Raw genomic sequence first — 989 nt, 5'->3', positions numbered from 1 at the left:
CGATCCGATTCGGTGTCGCCGCCCCAATCCTGACGGTCAGTTCTCCGGTAACATTCTTGATGAGGCAATGCGCTATCGGCCAATCGAAACTTCCGCAAACGCCAGCAAGCCCAGTTTGGATGCGGGATCCGTGATGCTTGGCTTGACGTAGCCAAGTCGCAGCAGGCCCGTTCTTGGAACCAGGACCTAGTCCAGCACCGACCTCATATGCTTTGATGCGTAGGATAGAAATGAGACGCGTGGTGCTTCAATGTACATGGTCATTCGCAAGTACGCCAAGGTTCGTTCGGTTGCGGATGCCGCCCGCCGGACGAAAAGCGGAATCGGTCAGATCCTAAGGGAATCGCATGGATTCAGATCGTACTATGTGCTGGACGCAGGTGAAGGCGTCGGTGTCGCTGTGTTGATATTCGAGGATTGCGAAAGCGCCAATGCAGCGAACACAAAGGTCTTGGAGTTCGTTCAAGCGAGTCTGCATGACCTCGATCTTGGAGATCCCGAAATCGTCGCCGGGGAGATATTGGTGAATATCCAATCCGATCAGTAATTGATCGCTAGCGCCCCTTCCCCCTGGAGCACCACACGTCACAGCGCGGAACGATAAACTCACGAAAAACCCCGGCCTGAAAGCCGGGGCTCCCCGTGATGTCACGGCGTACATCCGGCCGTGCCGATCGAGGGAATAGTTAACATAAGGTTCTGGGAAAAAATGTGACGTCGCGCCGGCCGCTCTTGTGTCGCGCCAGTTGGTTCGCTGTCGAGCGCTATTTCATCAAGCCTCGTCCTGTTCCGGTGTAGCCAAGTGCTTGGACATCGCCAATTGATCGCGCCAGGCGCTTCATTGCTTGCCGAGCGCCAACGATCGGGGCAAGGCGCTATTGGCGAGCAGACTTGCGGACAGGATGTTAATTGATCTAGTGGTCTATCACAGTGATTTTGACTCTTTGGGGGTGGCTGGATAGGCGCGGCCGAGTTTGGCGCGAGCTTTG

The 989-nt window shown here is 55.7% G+C and carries 1 protein-coding gene; it reads left to right on the top strand.

Annotated elements, in window-relative coordinates; genetic code table 11:
* Positions 1-250 precede the first annotated feature (250 nt).
* Positions 251-547, top strand: a complete 297-nt coding sequence (locus AAFX91_RS41975; protein WP_394570386.1) for a hypothetical protein — start codon at positions 251-253, stop codon at positions 545-547.
* Positions 548-989: the final 442 nt, after the last annotated feature.

Source organism: Bradyrhizobium sp. 31Argb, from assembly GCF_043638955.1.
Lineage (GTDB): Bacteria > Pseudomonadota > Alphaproteobacteria > Rhizobiales > Xanthobacteraceae > Bradyrhizobium.
The sequence above is the reverse complement of the archived record's forward strand: the minus strand, read 5'-3'. Positions and strand labels throughout refer to the sequence as shown.

Coding starts and splice junctions, on each gene's coding strand:
- AAFX91_RS41975 (WP_394570386.1), top strand. CDS start 251: ATGTACATGGTCATTCGCAAGTACGCCAAGGTTCGTTCGGTTGCGGAT.